The organism is Caballeronia sp. ATUFL_F1_KS4A, from assembly GCF_023630905.1.
Taxonomy (GTDB): Bacteria; Pseudomonadota; Gammaproteobacteria; order Burkholderiales; family Burkholderiaceae; genus Caballeronia; species Caballeronia zhejiangensis.
In genome coordinates, this window is sequence record NZ_JALQEB010000001.1 from 122,523 (window position 1) to 140,113 (window position 17,591).

The 17,591-nt window shown below is 62.5% G+C and carries 16 protein-coding genes and 1 tRNA gene; 9 read left to right on the top strand and 8 right to left on the bottom strand.

All coding sequences use genetic code 11. The features are described from left to right. Positions 1 to 288: 288 nt before the first annotated feature. Positions 289 to 915 (top strand): LysE family translocator, encoded by a 627-nt coding sequence (locus tag NCS03_RS00545; RefSeq protein ID WP_250528640.1) that lies wholly within the window; start codon positions 289 to 291, stop codon positions 913 to 915. After that, positions 912 to 1,382: an SgcJ/EcaC family oxidoreductase gene (locus tag NCS03_RS00550; protein WP_175979695.1), complete on the top strand. Its 471-nt coding sequence runs from the start codon at positions 912 to 914 to the stop codon at positions 1,380 to 1,382. The genes NCS03_RS00545 and NCS03_RS00550 overlap by 4 nt, the downstream gene beginning before the upstream one ends. A 12-nt stretch (positions 1,383 to 1,394) precedes the next feature. Here the strand turns inward: NCS03_RS00550 and mnmE are convergent, their stop codons facing one another. Further along, a complete protein-coding gene (gene mnmE / locus NCS03_RS00555; protein WP_250528641.1) occupies positions 1,395 to 2,783 on the bottom strand; it encodes a tRNA uridine-5-carboxymethylaminomethyl(34) synthesis GTPase MnmE in 1,389 nt (462 codons plus the stop codon). Between the two features lie 309 nt (positions 2,784 to 3,092). On the opposite strand from mnmE, the gene NCS03_RS00560 reads away from it, so the two are divergent. Beyond that, entirely contained in the window at positions 3,093 to 3,509 is a 417-nt protein-coding gene (locus NCS03_RS00560; RefSeq protein ID WP_008352229.1) for a transcriptional regulator, read from the top strand. Positions 3,510 to 3,579: 70 nt separating this feature from the next. On the opposite strand, the gene yidC is transcribed toward NCS03_RS00560, so the two are convergent. The 4 genes from yidC to rpmH all read right to left on the bottom strand — a co-directional run bounded on the left by yidC (position 3,580) and on the right by rpmH (position 6,300). Then, a complete protein-coding gene (yidC, locus tag NCS03_RS00565) occupies positions 3,580 to 5,247 on the bottom strand; it encodes a membrane protein insertase YidC (RefSeq protein WP_008352228.1) in 1,668 nt (555 codons plus the stop codon). 8 nt (positions 5,248 to 5,255) lie between these two features. Further along, on the bottom strand, positions 5,256 to 5,561 hold the full coding sequence (yidD, locus tag NCS03_RS00570) for a membrane protein insertion efficiency factor YidD (RefSeq protein ID WP_033536595.1): 306 nt from the start codon (positions 5,559 to 5,561) through the stop codon (positions 5,256 to 5,258). A gap of 56 nt (positions 5,562 to 5,617) precedes the next feature. Beyond that, a complete protein-coding gene (rnpA, locus tag NCS03_RS00575; RefSeq protein ID WP_308196617.1) occupies positions 5,618 to 6,082 on the bottom strand; it encodes a ribonuclease P protein component in 465 nt (154 codons plus the stop codon). A gap of 83 nt (positions 6,083 to 6,165) precedes the next feature. Continuing rightward, positions 6,166 to 6,300, bottom strand: a complete 135-nt coding sequence (gene rpmH, locus NCS03_RS00580; RefSeq protein ID WP_004198824.1) for a 50S ribosomal protein L34 — start codon at positions 6,298 to 6,300, stop codon at positions 6,166 to 6,168. A 406-nt stretch (positions 6,301 to 6,706) separates the two neighbouring features. Here rpmH and dnaA point away from each other — a divergent pair, with 406 nt between their 5' ends. The 3 genes from dnaA (at position 6,707) to gyrB (ending at position 12,275) form a co-directional block, all read left to right on the top strand. Further along, the gene (gene dnaA / locus NCS03_RS00585; protein WP_008352222.1) at positions 6,707 to 8,287 is read left to right on the top strand and encodes a chromosomal replication initiator protein DnaA; all 1,581 of its coding nucleotides are present in this window, start codon (positions 6,707 to 6,709) and stop codon (positions 8,285 to 8,287) included. 265 nt (positions 8,288 to 8,552) lie between these two features. Beyond that, positions 8,553 to 9,656, top strand: coding sequence for a DNA polymerase III subunit beta (gene dnaN, locus NCS03_RS00590; RefSeq protein WP_008352220.1), 1,104 nt, complete (start codon positions 8,553 to 8,555; stop codon positions 9,654 to 9,656). A 135-nt stretch (positions 9,657 to 9,791) separates the two neighbouring features. After that, positions 9,792 to 12,275: a DNA topoisomerase (ATP-hydrolyzing) subunit B gene (gene gyrB / locus NCS03_RS00595; RefSeq protein ID WP_008352217.1), complete on the top strand. Its 2,484-nt coding sequence runs from the start codon at positions 9,792 to 9,794 to the stop codon at positions 12,273 to 12,275. A 68-nt stretch (positions 12,276 to 12,343) separates the two neighbouring features. Here the strand turns inward: gyrB and NCS03_RS00600 are convergent, their stop codons facing one another. Beyond that, the gene (locus NCS03_RS00600) at positions 12,344 to 13,204 is read right to left on the bottom strand and encodes an AraC family transcriptional regulator (RefSeq protein WP_175979875.1); all 861 of its coding nucleotides are present in this window, start codon (positions 13,202 to 13,204) and stop codon (positions 12,344 to 12,346) included. Positions 13,205 to 13,360: 156 nt separating this feature from the next. On the opposite strand from NCS03_RS00600, the gene NCS03_RS00605 reads away from it, so the two are divergent. Together NCS03_RS00605 and dbpA are read left to right on the top strand one after the other, a co-directional pair. Beyond that, positions 13,361 to 13,555, top strand: a complete 195-nt coding sequence (locus NCS03_RS00605; RefSeq protein WP_008352215.1) for a hypothetical protein — start codon at positions 13,361 to 13,363, stop codon at positions 13,553 to 13,555. 5 nt (positions 13,556 to 13,560) lie between these two features. After that, positions 13,561 to 14,943, top strand: coding sequence for an ATP-dependent RNA helicase DbpA (dbpA, locus tag NCS03_RS00610; protein ID WP_034470302.1), 1,383 nt, complete (start codon positions 13,561 to 13,563; stop codon positions 14,941 to 14,943). Positions 14,944 to 14,949: 6 nt separating this feature from the next. Here the strand turns inward: dbpA and NCS03_RS00615 are convergent, their stop codons facing one another. After that, the gene (locus tag NCS03_RS00615; RefSeq protein WP_034470744.1) at positions 14,950 to 16,323 is read right to left on the bottom strand and encodes an MFS transporter; all 1,374 of its coding nucleotides are present in this window, start codon (positions 16,321 to 16,323) and stop codon (positions 14,950 to 14,952) included. A gap of 198 nt (positions 16,324 to 16,521) precedes the next feature. Here NCS03_RS00615 and NCS03_RS00620 point away from each other — a divergent pair, with 198 nt between their 5' ends. Beyond that, on the top strand, positions 16,522 to 16,908 hold the full coding sequence (locus NCS03_RS00620; protein ID WP_034470746.1) for a DUF488 domain-containing protein: 387 nt from the start codon (positions 16,522 to 16,524) through the stop codon (positions 16,906 to 16,908). A gap of 499 nt (positions 16,909 to 17,407) precedes the next feature. On the opposite strand, the gene NCS03_RS00625 is transcribed toward NCS03_RS00620, so the two are convergent. After that, positions 17,408 to 17,483: transfer RNA gene (locus tag NCS03_RS00625), tRNA-Lys, on the bottom strand. Positions 17,484 to 17,591: the final 108 nt, after the last annotated feature.

Sequence of the window (17,591 nt, forward strand, 5' to 3'; positions counted from 1 at the left end):
CGCAACACGTCAGAATGTCGCAGGCGCTTTTCAAGGGAAGCGGCGATTGAAATCCAGTTAAAAATCGCGAAAACGAAGCGCGAAAAGAAATGAAAGCTCGCTCTTATGCCGGAAGGACTGCGACAATTTGCCTCCCGCGCGCGCGTGGTGCGTTGCATTAGACGCCCGTGAGACTGATCCAACACATAACGACCGATGCGCTCTGCGCGCGTCAAGATGGCCAATCGGCCTATTGCAAGCGTTCGGCGTTCATGGATAAATCGACGCATCGAACTCTGGAGATCAAGCATGACCCTTGCCCAATGGCTGCCGTTCGCGATCGCGTCGGCGATCCTCGTCGCAATTCCCGGCCCAACCGTGCTGCTCGTCGTGTCCTACGCGCTCGGCCACGGCCGCAAGTACGCATTCGCGACGACCATCGGCGTCGCGCTCGGCGACCTTACCGCGATGACCGCATCGATGCTCGGCCTCGGCGTGGTGCTGGCGGCATCGGCTGAATTGTTCATGGTCGTGAAGTGGATCGGCGCGGCGTATCTCGTGTACCTCGGCATCAAGCTTTGGCGCGCGCCGGTGGTCGATACGGACGCGGTCCAGCCTACCGGCGAACTGCGCACGAGCCGAATCATGGCCCACGCATACGCCGTCACGACGTTGAACCCGAAGAGCATCATTTTCTTTGTCGCGTTCGTGCCGCAATTCGTCGATCCGCACGCGGCGAGCGTGTCGCAGATCGCGATTCTCGAAGCAACCTTCGTCGGACTGGCGGCCGCCAACGCGTTCGCCTACGCGCTTCTCGCGTCCGGCGCGCGCAAGGCGATCCGCAAGGCTTCCGTGCAGCGCGCGGTGAACCGCACCGGCGGCGCGCTCCTGATGGGTGCGGGCATTTTCGCCGCGGCATGGAAAAAAGCAACATGAGTCAGCCGGACGATTGGACCGCAAGCGCGCGGCGCGTGTATTTCGGCCTGCTCGACGACTGGAACAGGCAGGACGCGGCCGCGATGGCGGCGCGCTTCACGGAGCGCGGCAGTCTTGTCGGTTTCGACGGCAGCGCCATCGACGGGCGCGCCTGCATCGAGGCGCATCTTCAGCCGATATTCGCCCAGCATCCGACGCCGCGTTTCGTCGCGAAGGTGCGCGAGGTGAGGCGCATGGCGAACGGGCAGACGTTGCTGCTGCGTGCCGTCGCGGGCATGTGGCCGCGCGGCGCGACGGCGCTCGAGCCGAGTCTGAGCGCGGTTCAGACGATGGTGCTGTCGCTTTGCGATGGCGTGTACCGGATCGAGATGTTCCAGAACACGCCTGCCGCGTTTCACGGACGGCCGGAAGAAAGCGAAAAGCTCAGCGTGGAATTGCGCGAGCTCGGCAAACCGGCGGGCGCGTAGTTATTTGGACGTCTACTTTCCGATGCAGAAGCGGCTGAAAATCACGCCGAGCAAGTCATCGGAAGTGAATTCGCCCGTGATCGCGTTGAGATCGTCTTGCGCGAGCCGCAGTTCTTCCGCGAAAAGATCGAGCACTTGCGACTGTTGATCGGCATGTCCGGCGGCGAGCGCGAGATGTTCCCGCGCCTCGCGCAGCGCGATCAGATGACGCTCGCGGGCGAGATACACGCTCTCCGCCCCCGCTTGCCAGCCCGCGATCTTCAGCAGCTGGTCGCGCAGCAGCGAAATGCCATCGCCGGTTTTCGCCGACAGATTGACTTCGCGCGCGTGACCTTCCGCATCGCGCACAGATGACGGCGCGCCCGCGAGGTCTGTCTTGTTCATCACTCGCACGACGGGCACGCCAGCCGGAAAGCGCGCCGCGATGGCCTGATCTTCCGGCGTCACGCCTTCGCGCGCATCGAGCAGATGCAGCACGACATCAGCGCGCTCGATTTCGCCCCACGTGCGCTCGATGCCAATGCGCTCCACCTCGTCCTGCGTCTCGCGCAGCCCCGCCGTGTCGATGATGTGCAGCGGAATGCCTTCGACCTGAATCGTCTGCGCGACCTTGTCGCGCGTCGTTCCGGCAATCGGCGTGACGATCGCCAGTTCCGCGCCCGCGAGCGCATTCAGCAGCGACGACTTGCCCACGTTCGGCTGGCCCGCGAGCACGACCGACAAACCCTCGCGCAAAAGCGCGCCCTGACGCGCGTCGGCGAGAACCGTGTCGAGCCGCTCGCGGATGCGCGCGAGCTTCCCGCGCGCGTCCGCGGCTTCGAGAAAGTCGATCTCTTCCTCGGGAAAATCCAGCGTCGCTTCGACGAGCATGCGCAGCGTAATCACGTCTTCGACCAGCGCATGGATCTCGCGCGAGAACGCGCCTTCCAGCGAACGCCCGGCCGAGCGCGCGGCGGCTTCGGTGCTCGCTTCGATCAGATCGGCGACGGCCTCCGCCTGCGCCAGATCGAGCTTGTCGTTGAGAAACGCGCGTCGCGTGAATTCACCCGGCTCGGCGAGCCGCAGGCCGAAATCGCGGCCGGCTTCGATCGCCCGTTGCAGGACGAGTTGCAGCACGATCGGGCCGCCGTGTCCTTGCAACTCCAGCACATGCTCGCCGGTGTAGGAGTTGGGCGCGGGGAAATAGAGCGCGATGCCGCGGTCGAGCGCTTCGCCGTTGCCGTCGCTAAACGGCACGTAGCTCGCATGACGCGGCGCGAGCGCCTGGCCGCACAACGCGTACATCGCCTTTTGCGCGGCGGCCTCGCCTGCGCGACCGAACGACAGCCGCACGACGCCGATCCCGCCACGCCCCGGTGCGGTGGCGATTGCGACGATTGGATCGGTGTCGTTGCTCAGCATGTCGATGCGCAATGTGATGGTTTCAAAGTGCGGGCATTGTATCGCGGCGTCTGATTCCCTTTGTCCAGCGCTGTCGGAAGCGTCCCGTATGAATTATCTTTTTTGAGATAGAGGATCCCAACGAAACGGAAAGCGAAACTTCGTGCATTGAAGAACGCAAGCCGCGCAGCGATTGGCGATATGATGCAAGCTCGCTGCCAAACGGCAATCAACAACAACACTTAATCAAGATAAAGAGGCGCAGCCTCGCGCCAAAAGTAGCGCAATTGGTTGACTGGTAAGCAGCGATTGCCTCGCACAATCCAGCCCATGCCTACACCACAAGAAAAGGCCGATTTCTCCGAGCGGCTCAAATTCTCGATGACCCGCGCACCCGAAAAGATGCGCGGAGCGACTGATCTCGCGTTGCACTTCAACCTGCGCTATCAAGGCGAGCCCGTTTCGCCGCAGACGGCGCACAAGTGGCTCACCGCGCGTTCGATCCCGACCGCCGACAAGCTGAAGACGCTCGCCGACTGGTTCAAGGTCGACCAGCACTGGCTGCACTACGGGCCGCCGCCGAGCGGCAATCCGCAGGTCACGCCGAAGCCGCTTGCGCGCGACGAGCAATATCCCGCGTCCGAGGAGACGCTCGAACTGGCGACGAAGATCGAAGCGCTGTCGCCGCATCATCGATACTTGCTCGAGGAGCTCGTCGAGCAGTTCTACGGATCGATGAAGCGGTAAATTCCCACTCCACCAAAACAAAACGCCCGGCCAGAGCCGGGCGTTTTCGCATCAGAAGCAGACGCAGCGCTTACGCCGCCTTCTTACTCTTTCCCATCATGCGCGTGATGTAGTACTGCTGCGCGATCGACAGCACGTTGTTCACCACGTAGTACAGCACGAGACCGGCCGGGAAGAAGAAGAACATGACCGAGAACGCGATCGGCATGAACATCATCATCTTGGCCTGAACGGGGTCCGGCGGCGTGGGGTTCAGCTTCGTCTGCAGGAACATCGAGACGGCCATCAGCACCGGCAGGATGAAATACGGGTCTTGCTGCGACAGATCGTGAATCCAGCCGATCCACGGCGCGCCGCGCATTTCCACCGACGACAGCAGCACCCAGTACAGCGAGATGAACACCGGAATCTGCACGACGACCGGCAGACAGCCGCCGAACGGATTGACCTTCTCGGTCTTGTACAGCGACATCAGTTCGGCGTTCATCTTCTGCGGATCGCTCTTGAAGCGCTCGCGGATCTGCTGCATGCGCGGCGTGATTTCCTTCATGCGCGCCATCGACTTGTAGCTCGCCGCCGACAGCGGGAAGAACACGGCCTTGATGAGCAGCGTGAGCAGCACGATCGCCCAGCCCCAGTTGCCGACATAGCTGTGAATCTTCTCGAGCAGCCAGAAGAGCGGCTTGGCGATGATCGTCACCATGCCGTAATCCTTCACCAGCTCCAGACCCGGCGCGATGCCTTCGAGCATGCGCTCTTCTTCCGGACCGGCGAAGAGACGCGCATCGACGTTCACGGTCTGTCCCGGCGCGATGGTCTGCGCGGGCATCGTCACGCCGACGCGGTACAGGTCCGGGTCGATCTTCTGCACGTAGATGTCGCGCTTCACGCCTTGCTGCGGAATCCACGCGGACGCGAAATAGTGCTGCACCATCGCGATCCAGCCGTTATCCGACGAGGTCTCGAACGTTGCCTTGTTCTTGTCGATGTCGGAGAAGTCGATCTTCTGGAAGTGCTTCTGATCCGTGTAGACCGCCGGCCCGATGAAGGTATGCGAGAAGCGCGGCGTCTCGACCGGCGTGTTGTCGCGCACGAGCTCCATGTAGAGCTTCGGCGTGACCGGCGCGGTGCCCACGTTCTCGATCTTCGTATCGACGTTGATCACATAGCTGCCGCGCGTGAACGTGTAGGTCTTGATGACCTTCACGCCACCCTTCGCGGGCGATTCGAACGCGATCTTCAGCGTCTTTTCGTCGCCCGTCAGCGAAGTCTGGCCGGGAACGGGCGTGAAGATGTCGTTGTGATTCGGGAAATCGCCGCCGAGCAGGCCCGTGCGCGCGAGATACGTGTGGTTCGCGGTGTGATCGAACAGCGTGATGTAAAGGTCCGGCTGCTTGCCGTCGCCTTCCTTGACCAGCGAAAGCTTCGAGAGTGTGCCGCCGCGCGTGTCGATTTCACCGGAATACACGTCCGTCGTGAACTTGACGAGCTGCGATTGCGCCGTGGCGGGCGGCGTCGTCGATCCGGGAGCGGCCGTGCCCGCGGGCGCGTTCGGCAGTTCGGACGGCTGCGCGCCGGATGCGGCCGAGCCCGGTGCCGGGTTGCTGGCGGTCTTCGCCGGTTGCGTCGCGCTCGGGAAGAACATCGACGGGCGCCCATGGTCGCGTTGCCAGTTGTCGAACAGCAGGACAACTGACACGAAGAAGATGACCCATAGGACGGTGCGTTTGATATCCATGCGTTGTCTCAGTGTCGATCGGAAAGCGCTTTAGCGCCGTTTGGTGTTGAAAGCTTGTCTTGCCCGGGGCTTGCGGCGTCCGCGCCAGATTCTTGTGCGTTGGGAGGCGGCACGAGATCGACGCCGCCCGCCGAAAGAGGATGGCAGCGGCAAAGCCGCTTCACGGCGAGATACGTGCCATGCGCGGCGCCATGATACTGGATTGCCTCGCGCGCGTAGTCGGAACAGGAAGGATAAAAGCGGCACCGGTTGCCGAGCAGAGGGCTCACAGCAACCTTGTAGAAGCGCAACAACGCGATGAGTGCCGTTTGCATAAGCTTCGCGCCGCGCGCCGGACTTGCCGTGGAGGCGAGTCTGCGCAATCCGCGCTTCATGACCCTGACGGGCCGGATGATTCGTCGACGGCGGGCGCCTCGGGCGGCGCCGCCACGGTTTCGGCCCTGCGGCGCGCGGCTTCGCGCACGGCACGGTCGAACAAAGTTTCCAGCTCGCTGCCGACGAGCGCCCGAAGCGGCGGGGAGCTCGCGCTCGGCATTGCCTTGCGGTCGATCTTCGCGTGCAGCCGCACGAGAATGTCGAATCCGTCCAACTGCGTGCGACGCAGCCGGAACGCATCGCGCGCAAGCCGTTTGATCAGATTGCGCGTGACGGCGCGCGGCGCCTGCTTCTTGCCGATCACCAGCCCGAGCCGCGCTTCCTTTCCGGACGGCTTGCCGTACAGAACGAAATGCGGCGAACGGCGCCAGGGGCGCAAACGAAAAACGGATGAGAACTCATCCGTTTTCAGCAGCCTTGCGGCCTTGGGGAACGCGGCCTGCGCCGGCAACTGAACGATGTCCTGTCTCAAGACTTCTGTGCGGCGCGTGAGCGGCTCGCCGTCGAGTGCGACATCCAACCGCGAGCGAACACTCGGCAGACTTAGATGGCCAGGCGCTTGCGGCCCTTCGCGCGGCGAGCGTTGATGACCTTGCGGCCGCCAGCGGTCTTCATGCGAACGCGAAAGCCGTGGGTGCGCTTGCGACGGGTAACGGAAGGTTGGTAAGTACGTTTCATGGTGCTCTCACTTGAGTTGATTGACCGCGCGGGCTAAGGCTCCAGTGTGGTCACTGCAAGCGCGATGGCCGGAGGTTCAGGAATTCTGTTTTCGCGGAACCCGCTATTTAAACCGTTTTCCTATTGACCGTCAATAGTTTAGCGCCACCGAACGCGTATTCCGGCGCATTTCCACCGCGTCCGACGTGCTGATTTGACCCTGTGGATAACTCGCGCGCCACCCTCGTTTGGCGTTAGAATCTCGCCTTACTCCCAAATATCCGCCCGCTGCTTCGGCCCGCCGTCCGCCCGCAAACCCTTGCGGCGTAAGCCTCCGGAGCATCCCTGCTCGGCCGTGCCGGGACTTGTCCGAACGTTCGGCAAGCACGGCCCGCAGGTGCGGAGCAAACCATAACGACCGCATTCGATGAACGATTTCTGGGAACACTGTTCCGCACTGCTTGCGCGCGAACTCACGCCGCAGCAGTACGTCACGTGGATCAAGCCGCTGACCCCGGTCGACTTCGATGCCGGCGCGAACACCTTGCGCATCGCCGCTCCCAATCGCTTCAAGCTCGACTGGGTGAAGAGCCAGTTCTCGGGCCGCATCGCCGATGTGGCGCGCGACTTCTTCAGCGCGCCCATCGACGTGCAATTCGTCCTCGATCCGAAAGCGACCGCGCGCAACGCCATCGGCGGCGGACCGAATGCCGCGCCACGTCCGACCGCGAGCGCGCCCGTCGCGCCGCGCGCCCCGGCGCCGGCTGCGGCCGCGCCTCAGGCGCCGACGGTCGTTGCGCATGCGAACGCCACCGCGCACATCAACGCGCTCGCCGCAGAAGCGGCACAGCAGGCGCAAGCCACGCAGGAAGATCAGGCCGATCTCGACCTGCCGAGCCTCGACGCCAACGAAGCCGCTGCCGGCCGACGCACGTGGCGTCCGGGCGGCGCGCCTTCGGCCGCGGGTGAAAACGATTCCGCCTACGAGCGCTCGAAGCTGAATCCGGTGCTGACGTTCGACAACTTCGTCACCGGTAAGGCGAACCAGCTCGCGCGCGCGGCGGCCATTCAAGTCGCGGACAACCCCGGCATTTCGTACAACCCGCTCTTTCTGTATGGCGGCGTGGGTCTCGGCAAGACGCACCTGATTCACGCCATCGGCAATCAGTTGCTGATGGACAAGGCGGGCGCGCGCATCCGCTACATCCACGCTGAACAATACGTGTCCGATGTCGTGAAGGCGTACCAGCGCAAGGCGTTCGACGACTTCAAGCGCTATTACCACTCGCTCGATCTGCTGCTCATCGACGATATTCAGTTCTTCTCCGGCAAGTCGCGCACGCAGGAAGAGTTCTTCTACGCGTTCGAGGCGCTCGTCGCGAACAAGGCGCAGGTCATCATCACGAGCGACACGTATCCGAAGGAAATCTCCGGCATCGACGATCGCCTGATCTCGCGCTTCGACTCCGGTCTCACGGTCGCGATCGAGCCGCCCGAACTGGAAATGCGCGTCGCGATTCTGATGAGGAAGGCGCTGTCGGAAGGCGTGAGCCTGTCGGAGGACGTCGCGTTCTTCGTCGCGAAGCATCTGCGCTCGAACGTGCGCGAGCTCGAAGGCGCGCTGCGCAAGATCCTCGCGTATTCGAAGTTCCATGGCCGCGACATCACGATCGAACTGACCAAGGAAGCGCTCAAAGACCTGCTGACGGTGCAGAACCGGCAGATCTCGGTGGAGAACATCCAGAAGACGGTGGCCGATTTCTACAACATCAAGGTCGCCGACATGTATTCGAAAAAGAGGCCGGCTAACATTGCGCGCCCGCGCCAGATCGCGATGTATCTGGCGAAGGAACTGACGCAGAAGAGCCTGCCCGAGATCGGCGAACTGTTCGGCGGACGCGATCACACGACCGTGCTCCACGCGGTGCGCAAGATCGCGGCCGAGCGCGGCACCGATGCGCAGTTGAACCACGAACTGCACGTGCTCGAACAGACGCTGAAGGGCTAAGCCACCGATCGACGCTTTGCCAGGAACGCACGCGTCATTTATTGCGCCCGGCGGCCTGTTTTTTAACGAAAACGTCCCCATTTTTAGGGAGCGGTTCCGTTTTGAGGCACAATATAGGTTTAGCCGTCCGTGGCCTGGGCGGCATTCGAGCGCAGTTTTCGCGAGTGACCGGCGGGGGGCCGGCAACGCGTGTTACGAGGTTGTCCGTCGGGCAAATCTGGTGGCGAAACCGGCGGACAGGCCGTCACATCAACGAAGGAACTCTATGCAACTGGTCAAGACCGAACGAGATAATCTTCTAAGGCCGCTGCAAACCGTGAGCGGCATCGTAGAACGCCGCCATACGTTGCCGATCCTCGCGAATTTGCTCATCACCAAGAACGGCGCCGATGTGTCGTTCCTCTCGACCGACCTCGAACTCCAGATCACGACGCGCGCCGATTTCGGCGTCGGCAGCGATCAGGTCGCCACGACGGTCGCAGCGCGCAAGCTGCTCGACATTCTGCGCGCGATGCCTTCGGGCGAAGTCGTGCTCGACCTCTCCGACAAGCGTCTCACGGTGCGTTCGGGCAAGAGCCGCTTCGCGCTCCAGACGCTCGCCGCCGACGAATTTCCCACGGTCAACCAGGCTACTGACTTCGGCGCGAGCCTTTCGGTTCCGCAGAAGACGTTCCGCCAGTTGCTCGGCATGGTTTATTTCGCGATGGCCCAGCAGGACATCCGCTACTACCTGAACGGCATGCTGCTCGTGGTGGATGGCGACCAGCTGATGGCGGTCGCGACCGACGGCCACCGTCTCGCGTTCTCGTCGATGAAGATCGAAGGTTCGTTCCCGCGTCAGGAAGTCATCATTCCGCGCAAGACGATTCTCGAGTTGCAGCGCCTGCTCGAAGACATCGACGACTCGTTGAAGATCGACATCGCCGCGACGCAGGTGAAGTTCAGCTTCGGTCAGGTGGAACTGGTGTCGAAGCTCGTCGAGGGCAAGTTCCCCGACTTCCAGCGCGTGATTCCGAAGTCGCACAAGAACACGTTCGAGATCGGCCGCGAAGAGTTGCAGCGCTCGCTGCAGCGCGCGGCGATTCTCACGTCCGACAAGTTCAAGGGCGTGCGCTGCCTCGTCGAGCCGGGCCAGCTCAAGATCATGTCCACGAACGCGGACCAGGAAGAGGCGCAGGAAGAACTGGAAATCGCTTATCAGGGCGATTCCGTCGATATCGGATTCAACGTCACGTATCTGCTCGACGTGCTCGCGAATCTGAAGGTCGACACGCTCAAGGTGAGCCTTGGCGACGCCAATTCCAGCGCGCTCATCACGATTCCCGAGAACGAGGAATTCAAGTATGTGGTGATGCCGATGCGTATCTGACGCACGCAATACCGAGAACACTCCAAGGGGCGGCGCGCCCCTTTGGCGTTTTTAAGGTGTTTTGAAAAGTTCGAGCAGTAATCGCAGCGTTATCGAAGCAGTGTCGAAGCAGTGACGCAGAACCGGAAAAAATCCATGACTGAAAACACAAATTCGCAACCCGACAACAAGCCTGACAACAGCTACGGCGCATCGTCGATCCAGATCCTCGAGGGTCTGGAGGCCGTGCGCAAGCGGCCGGGCATGTATATCGGCGATACGTCGGATGGCACCGGTCTGCATCACCTCGTTTTCGAAGTGCTGGACAACTCCATCGACGAAGCGCTCGCCGGATATTGCGACGACATTCACGTCGTCATTCACGCGGACAACTCGATTTCCGTCACCGACAACGGCCGCGGCGTGCCCACGGGTCTGAAGCGCGACGACAAGCACGATCCGAAGCGTAGCGCCGCCGAAATCGTGATGACCGAGTTGCACGCGGGCGGCAAGTTCGACCAGAACAGCTACAAGGTGTCGGGCGGCCTGCACGGCGTGGGCGTGTCGTGCGTGAACGCGCTGTCGGAATGGCTGCGCTTGACCGTGCGCCGCGACGGCAAGAAGCACTTCATGGAGTTCGCGCGCGGCGTCGTGCAGAACCGCGAGCTCGTCGAGGAAGACGGCGTGCAGTATTCGCCGATGCCGGTCGTCGGCGAAACGGAAAATCGCGGCACCGAAGTGCACTTTCTGGCGGACGCGACTATCTTCGGCAATGTCGAATTCCACTACGACATTCTCGCCAAGCGCATGCGCGAGCTTTCGTTCCTGAACAACGGCGTGCGGATTCGCTTGACGGATCAGCGCACCGGCAAGGAAGACGATTTCGCGTTCGCGGGCGGCGTGAAGGGTTTCGTCGAGTACATCAACAAGGCGAAGCAGGTGCTGCATCCGACCGTATTCCACGCGGTCGGCGAGCGCGAGAACGTGACCGTCGAAGTGGCGATGCAGTGGAACGACAGCTTCAACGAAAGCGTGCTGTGCTTCACTAACAACATTCCGCAGCGCGACGGCGGCACGCACTTGACGGGCCTGCGCGCGGCGATGACGCGCGTCATCAACAAGTACATCACCGATAACGACATCGCGAAGAAGGCGAAGGTCGAGACCACCGGCGACGACATGCGCGAAGGTTTGTCGTGCGTGCTGTCGGTGAAGGTGCCGGAGCCGAAGTTCAGCTCGCAGACGAAGGACAAGCTCGTGTCGTCGGAAGTGCGCGCGCCGGTCGAGGAAATCGTCGCGAAGGCGCTGGAAGATTATCTGCAGGAAACGCCGAACGACGCGAAGATCATTACGGGCAAGATCGTCGATGCCGCGCGTGCTCGCGATGCCGCGCGCAAGGCGCGTGAGATGACGCGTCGCAAGGGCGTGCTCGACGGCATCGGTTTGCCGGGCAAGCTCGCGGATTGTCAGGAGAAGGATCCGGCGAAGTCCGAGATTTATATCGTCGAGGGCGACTCGGCGGGTGGATCGGCGAAGCAGGGACGCGACCGCAAGTTCCAGGCGATCCTGCCGCTGCGCGGCAAGGTGCTGAACGTCGAGAAGGCGCGCTTCGACAAACTGCTGTCTTCCGAGCAGATCGTGACGCTGGTGACGGCGCTCGGCTGCGGCATCGGCAAGGACGACTACAACCTCGACAAGCTGCGCTATCACCGCATCATCATCATGACCGATGCGGACGTCGACGGCGCGCACATCCGCACGCTGCTGCTCACGTTCTTCTATCGGCAGATGCCGGAGATCGTCGAGCGCGGGTACATCTATATCGCGCAGCCGCCGTTGTACAAGATCAAGGCGGGCAAGGACGAGCGCTATATGAAGGACGCGCACGAGCTCAATCAGCATATGTTGAAGCTGGCGTTGCAAGGGTCCGAACTCATCCCGAGCGAAGGCGCCGATCCGATCTCCGGCGATGCGTTGGGCGAGCTCGCGCGTGCTTATTTGCTGGCGCAGGCCGTCGTCGATCGTCTCAGCCGCATTTACGACGCGGCTTCGCTGGAGGCCGTGATGGACGGCGTGGTGATCGATCTGTCGTCGCAAGAAGCGGCGGAGGCATCGGCGAAGCGTCTGGAAGAGCGTCTGCGTGCCGACCCGCTGAAGCCGGAAGTGAGCGTCGAACCGGCTTACGATCAGGTGCGTGAGCTGCGCTCGCTGCATGTCAAGCGGCGTCATCATGGCAACGTGAAGGTCACGGTGTTCGACGAAGACCTGCAGCTGACCGCGGATTACAAGCAGCTCGTTTCGACGGCGGATACCTTCAAGGGCTTGATCGGCGAAGGCGCGTTGATCAAGCGCGGCGAGCGCTCGATGGCGGTGACGGATTTCAAGAGCGCGATGAAGTGGCTGATCGCGGATGCCGAGCGCAACGTTTCGAAGCAGCGCTATAAGGGCTTGGGCGAGATGAATCCCGAGCAGCTGTGGGAAACGACGATGGATCCGAACGTGCGGCGTTTGCTGCGCGTGCAGATCGAGGACGCGATCGCGGCGGATGGCATCTTTACGACGCTGATGGGTGATGATGTCGAGCCGCGTCGGGCGTTTATCGAGAATAACGCGCTGCGGGCGGGGAATATTGATGTTTGATTGCTGATTGTCTCTGCATCATCCAAACCCGTGTCCGCGCAAGCGGCACGGGTTTTTCTTTTCGCGCATCACGCGCTTTGCCGCAACGACAACCAAATCTCCGTCACCAGATCCCCCGGCGCGGTCTCCCTCGGATCATTCACATAAACCTCGAAAACCGGCGCCTCTCCGGTTTCACGCCCGGAGCGCGGCAACCATTCCCCATACAACCACTGATACGCAAAACAAAGCTGCGCATACGGCCCGATATGCGTGAGCACCGCAAACTCCCCACCCGCGACTTCCACGCGCGAAACCGGCGCTTCGAACTTCACATCGTCGGGGGAGAAGAGCTCACAACAAGCGATCGAGCGCAAATCGTCTTCGGCGACGGCGGAAGGATCATCGAAATAAATCCCGAGCGAGCGCGCCCGCGGATCGACCAGCCCGCGCACCGCAAGCCAGTGAAACAGCATCTCGAACGCTCGCCCGATATTCATGTACGACCCGCGATGCTCCATCGCCGCGACCGTAAATCCACGCTGACTACGAATATCGACCTGATGCATCGCCGTATCTCCTGATCGAACTTCATCCAAAGGAACGAATCTCGAAGCGCCGCCCTCACTGCGAAACTGCGCCGGCGGAATTCGATAACTCGCCTGAAACGCCCGCGAAAACGCCTGCACGCTGCTGTAACCCGCGTGTTCGGCGATCGAATCGATCGGCAGGGCGCCCTGCAAAAGCTCGTTCGACGCGCGATGCAGCCGCAAGCGTCGGACGGTCGCCGCCGCCGTCTCTCCATAAAACGCGTGATAAACCCGATGCCAGTGATACGGCGACAAACACGCCACGTCGGCGAGCCGATTGAGATCGAGCGCGTCGTCGAGATGATCGTGGATATACGCGACCACGCGCGCGAGCCGCGTCTCATAAGACTTTTCGCTCATCGCCAGCTCCGAAAGGAAAGAAAACTCGATGTCAGGAAACGTAGCACGACCCGCTTTAGCATTTCTTGCGGACTTGCGCCGACCGCGCCGCCACGAGACACGCGTACACTTTCGCCTTTGAGCGCACGAACGCGCCACGAACCGAGAAATACGAACATGTTCACCTGCCGAAACCAGTCCTGCGGCGCCGATTGGGCGCTGTCGGACGTCGATATTCACAACGAGGGCCAAGGCCTGCTGTTCCGCTGCCCGATGTGCGGCGCGCGCAACTACGTCACGCGCCACGAGACCAACGACGGCGACGTGACCTACGAGCAAGTCCAGGACATCACGCCGCACGGCAAGCGATAACCGACATGACCACCGACACCTCTTTCAGCAGCCTGCCGCTCTCGCCGGCGATGCAGTCGAATCTGCAGCAGCTCGGCTATCTGTCGATGACGCCGATCCAGGCCGCGAGCCTGCCGCCGGCGCTCGCGGGCCACGATCTCATCGCGCAGGCGAAAACGGGCAGCGGCAAGACCGCTGCTTTCACGCTGCCGCTGCTCGCCAAACTCGATGCGACCCGCTTCGCGGTGCAAGCGCTCGTTCTCTGTCCGACGCGCGAACTCGCCGATCAGGTCACGCAGGAAATCCGCCGCCTGGCGCGCGCGGAAGAGAACGTGAAAGTGCTGACGCTGTGCGGCGGCACGCCGATGCGCCCGCAGATCGCGAGTCTCGAGCACGGCGCGCATATCATCGTCGGCACGCCGGGACGCATCATGGATCACCTGCAGCGCGAGACGCTTTCGCTCGATGCGGTCCGCACGCTCGTCCTCGACGAAGCCGATCGCATGCTCGACATGGGCTTCTTCGACGATATCGCGTCGGTCGCGCGCCAATGCCCGAAAGATCGTCAGACGCTGCTCTTTTCGGCGACGTATCCGGAAGGCATCGCGAAACTGAGCCAGCAGTTCCTGCGCAATCCGCGCGAAATCAAGCTCAAGGAACAGCACAGCAACGCGAAGATTAAGCAGCGCTTCTATCAGGTCGAGGATCACGAGCGCCTGCATGCCGTCGGCTTGCTGCTCGATCACTATCGCCCGGTCAGTACGATCGCGTTCTGCAACACGAAGCAGCAATGCCGCGATCTGCTCGACGTTCTGTCCGCGCAAGGCTTCGAAGCGCTGACCTTGCACGGCGAACTGGAGCAGCGCGAGCGCGACCAGGTGCTCGTGCAGTTCGCGAATCGCAGTTGCTCGGTGCTCGTCGCCACCGATGTCGCCGCGCGCGGGCTCGACATCGCGCAACTGGAAGCGGTGATCAACGTCGATGTGACGCCGGACCCGGAAGTGCATGTGCATCGCATTGGCCGCACCGGTCGCGGCGATGAGGAAGGCTGGGCGCTGTCGCTCGCGAGCATGGACGAAATGGGGCGCGTCGGCGCGATCGAAGAGGCGCAGCGCGCGGAAGTGGAATGGCATCCGCTCGACGAACTGACGTCGGCGGAACCGGGTCATCTGAAGCCGCCGATGGCGACGCTGCAAATTCTCGGCGGCCGCAAGGACAAGATTCGCCCCGGCGACGTGCTCGGCGCGCTCACCGGCGAAGCGGGCTTCGACGGCAAGCAGATCGGCAAGATCAACGTGATGGACATGGTCACCTACGTGGCCGTCGAGCGAAAGGTCGCGGACGACGCCGTGCGCAAGCTGAGCGCGGGCAAGCTCAAAGGCCGCAAAGTGAAAGTGCGCCGGATGTGATCGCGCTCACGCCTCGCGCGACGCGTCTCCCACGATACGCTCGGACGACTGTTTGCGCGTGACGAGCCGCAATCCGCTCGCGATGCTTCCCGCGCCCGCGAACGCCGCGCCCAGCGACAACGCGAGCGCCGGGCCATGCTTTCCGGCGATGCTGAAACACAACGCGACGAGCGCCGCGCCCGTCGCCTGTCCGATCAGACGCGACGTCGCGATCATGCCGCTCGCGCCGCCGCTGCGTTCGCGCGGCGCGCTCGACATGAACGCCTTCAGATTCGGCGACTGAAAGAAACCGAAGCCCGCGCCGCAAATCGCCATGCGAATGCAGATCTCCAGCGCATGCGGCTCTGCGGGCAGCATCGCGAGCGAAACCATTCCCACGCATAGAATCGCCAGCCCGACGCCGCCGAGCAGACCGGGCGCGTGACGATCGGAAAGACGTCCGGCGATCGGCGCCATGAGCGCGACGAGCGCGGACCACGGCGTCATCAGAAATCCTGTTTCGACCTGACTGCGACCGAGCACGCTTTCGAAGAAGAACGGCAGCGACACGAACGCGAGCCCTTGCGCGGCGAACGAGCAGATGGCGGTCATCGTCGAAAGGGCGAACATCGGGCGGCGGAAGAGATCGACGGGCAGCATCGGCGCGGGATGGCCGCGTTCGCGTCGCAGCAGCAGGAAGCCCGCGACGAGCGCGACGCCGAACGACGCGAGCACGGTGTGCGCGGGCGCGCGCTGGGCCGCTTCGCCGAGCGCGAAAATCAGCGACGCGAACGTGACGACGTTGAGCAGCGCCGCGAAACGATCGAAGCCGTGCGCTGCGCGCTTCGTCTGCGGCAGCGACGGCCATGCGATCATCAACGCGAACACGCCGACCGGCAAGTTGACCGCGAAGAGCCACGGCCAGGTGCCGAGCGAGAGGACGATCGACGCGACCGTCGGCCCGATCGCGAACGCGATCCCGACGACGAGCGCATTCAGCCCGACGCCGCGTCCGAGCCGGTGCGGCGGAAAAATCGCGCTGATGAGCGCCGCGTTGACGCTCATGATCGCGCTCGCGCCGAGGCCTTGCAGCAGGCGCGCGGCGACGAGCGTCGGCAGCGACCACGAAAACGCGCATACCGCCGACGCGATCAGAAACACGATCAGCCCGCCGAGATAGACGCGCCGATGCCCGAGAATGCCGCCGAGCGCGGCGAACGGGAGCAGCGTCGCGACCATCGCGAGCTGATAGGCGTTGATGATCCAGACGGAGGCCGCGGGCGTCGTGTGCAGATCGGCGGCGATCGCGGGCAGCGCGGTATTGGCGATGGCGGTGTCAAGCGTCGCCAGCGCGACCGAGAGCAGGATCGCGGCCATGCCGCGGCGCTCGAGCGGGGTCATCGGGGCGTCGGGGTCGTGAGGCAGGTCTTGCGAGCGTTCTTCGGTGGGCACGACGGGCATTCCGGATGTAAGCGGACGGAGAATAATCCGAAACGATACGGGAAGATTCGCGGTTTCGCTGGATGGGTGCCCGGGAGCTTTCAAAGCGATGTCAGCGGTTATGCTTTTACGGCTTTGGTTCATCGAAGGAGACCGATGATGACGATACGGATCGTGAGACTGGGAACGCCGCGCGCGGAGAACGAGGGATTGCGGATCGGCACGGTGCGGCGGCCGCCGCGCGGCGTGCCGAAGGCCGAGTTCGCGAAGCGCGATTTTTATGACGTGTGGTATCCGGTGCTAGCGCCGACGCCGGAACTGGTGACGCAGGCGCTTCATGCCGAGAACGACAAGGATTGGCGCGCGTTCGTGAAGAAGTTCAAAGCGGAGATGGCTGAGTCGGATGCGAGCAAGACGCTCGATTTGCTGGCGGCGTTGTCGCATACCGCGAACTTTTCGGTCGGGTGTTATTGCGAGGATGAGGCGCGGTGTCATCGCTCGGTGTTGCGGGAGTTGTTGCAGGCGCGCGGGGCGGAGGTGGTTTGAGAGTCCGATAACTCCAGAGCCGGAGTCTATAATTCGGCTTCAAGTGAGCGCCCGCGGCTGGGCGGGCGCGTCGGCAATCTGATTCGGATGTCTGAATTCAACCCGAACGGATGTCGCGATGGGGCAAGTAGTTAGTAGTGCATCGACAAGCGAGAGGATCTCATCGCAAATCTTGAAGCCAACTGCGTTCCGGTCTCCATGCTGTATGGAAATGTCGACGAATATGACGTCTTTCTGGAGGAGCGTCGAAAGTTGATGGCCCTCAAGATCAAGGCCTGGTTCGAAGTGCTTTGAGAATTGTCGACGCGTAGGTTGTCGGCGAGGTGTATGCGACAACTGACAAACGAAATCAACCCGGTTGGAGGTCGCTACGTTCGGCCGGGTTTGCGATGCACTGCGCGCGCGACGGTCGTTGCATGAGAAAGACGCCGTGCTGATCCGACGCGCACGAAAAGCAAAAAGCCCGGTCAGCTTTCGCTAACCGGGCTTCGGAATTCTTTGGTGGGGCGTGAGTGACTCGAACACTCGACCTACGGATTAAGAGTCCGCTGCTCTACCAACTGAGCTAACGCCCCAACAGAAGCGAAATTATAGCGGGAGCTTTTGCAGAAGCGCAAGCCCTCGCAGCGAAAATTCTTAACTTTCTGACGAAACCGTCCCTGAAGGGCGTCTGCGAGCGCGCG

Coding starts and splice junctions, on each gene's coding strand:
- NCS03_RS00615 (WP_034470744.1), bottom strand. CDS start 16,323: ATGACCCCGCTCGAGCGCCGCGGCATGGCCGCGATCCTGCTCTCGGTC.
- NCS03_RS00600 (WP_175979875.1), bottom strand. CDS start 13,204: ATGAGCGAAAAGTCTTATGAGACGCGGCTCGCGCGCGTGGTCGCGTAT.
- dbpA (WP_034470302.1), top strand. CDS start 13,561: ATGACCACCGACACCTCTTTCAGCAGCCTGCCGCTCTCGCCGGCGATG.
- rpmH (WP_004198824.1), bottom strand. CDS start 6,300: ATGAAACGTACTTACCAACCTTCCGTTACCCGTCGCAAGCGCACCCAC.
- NCS03_RS00605 (WP_008352215.1), top strand. CDS start 13,361: ATGTTCACCTGCCGAAACCAGTCCTGCGGCGCCGATTGGGCGCTGTCG.
- dnaN (WP_008352220.1), top strand. CDS start 8,553: ATGCAACTGGTCAAGACCGAACGAGATAATCTTCTAAGGCCGCTGCAA.
- gyrB (WP_008352217.1), top strand. CDS start 9,792: ATGACTGAAAACACAAATTCGCAACCCGACAACAAGCCTGACAACAGC.
- mnmE (WP_250528641.1), bottom strand. CDS start 2,783: ATGCTGAGCAACGACACCGATCCAATCGTCGCAATCGCCACCGCACCG.
- yidD (WP_033536595.1), bottom strand. CDS start 5,561: ATGCAAACGGCACTCATCGCGTTGTTGCGCTTCTACAAGGTTGCTGTG.
- NCS03_RS00560 (WP_008352229.1), top strand. CDS start 3,093: ATGCCTACACCACAAGAAAAGGCCGATTTCTCCGAGCGGCTCAAATTC.
- dnaA (WP_008352222.1), top strand. CDS start 6,707: ATGAACGATTTCTGGGAACACTGTTCCGCACTGCTTGCGCGCGAACTC.
- NCS03_RS00620 (WP_034470746.1), top strand. CDS start 16,522: ATGACGATACGGATCGTGAGACTGGGAACGCCGCGCGCGGAGAACGAG.
- NCS03_RS00550 (WP_175979695.1), top strand. CDS start 912: ATGAGTCAGCCGGACGATTGGACCGCAAGCGCGCGGCGCGTGTATTTC.
- NCS03_RS00545 (WP_250528640.1), top strand. CDS start 289: ATGACCCTTGCCCAATGGCTGCCGTTCGCGATCGCGTCGGCGATCCTC.
- yidC (WP_008352228.1), bottom strand. CDS start 5,247: ATGGATATCAAACGCACCGTCCTATGGGTCATCTTCTTCGTGTCAGTT.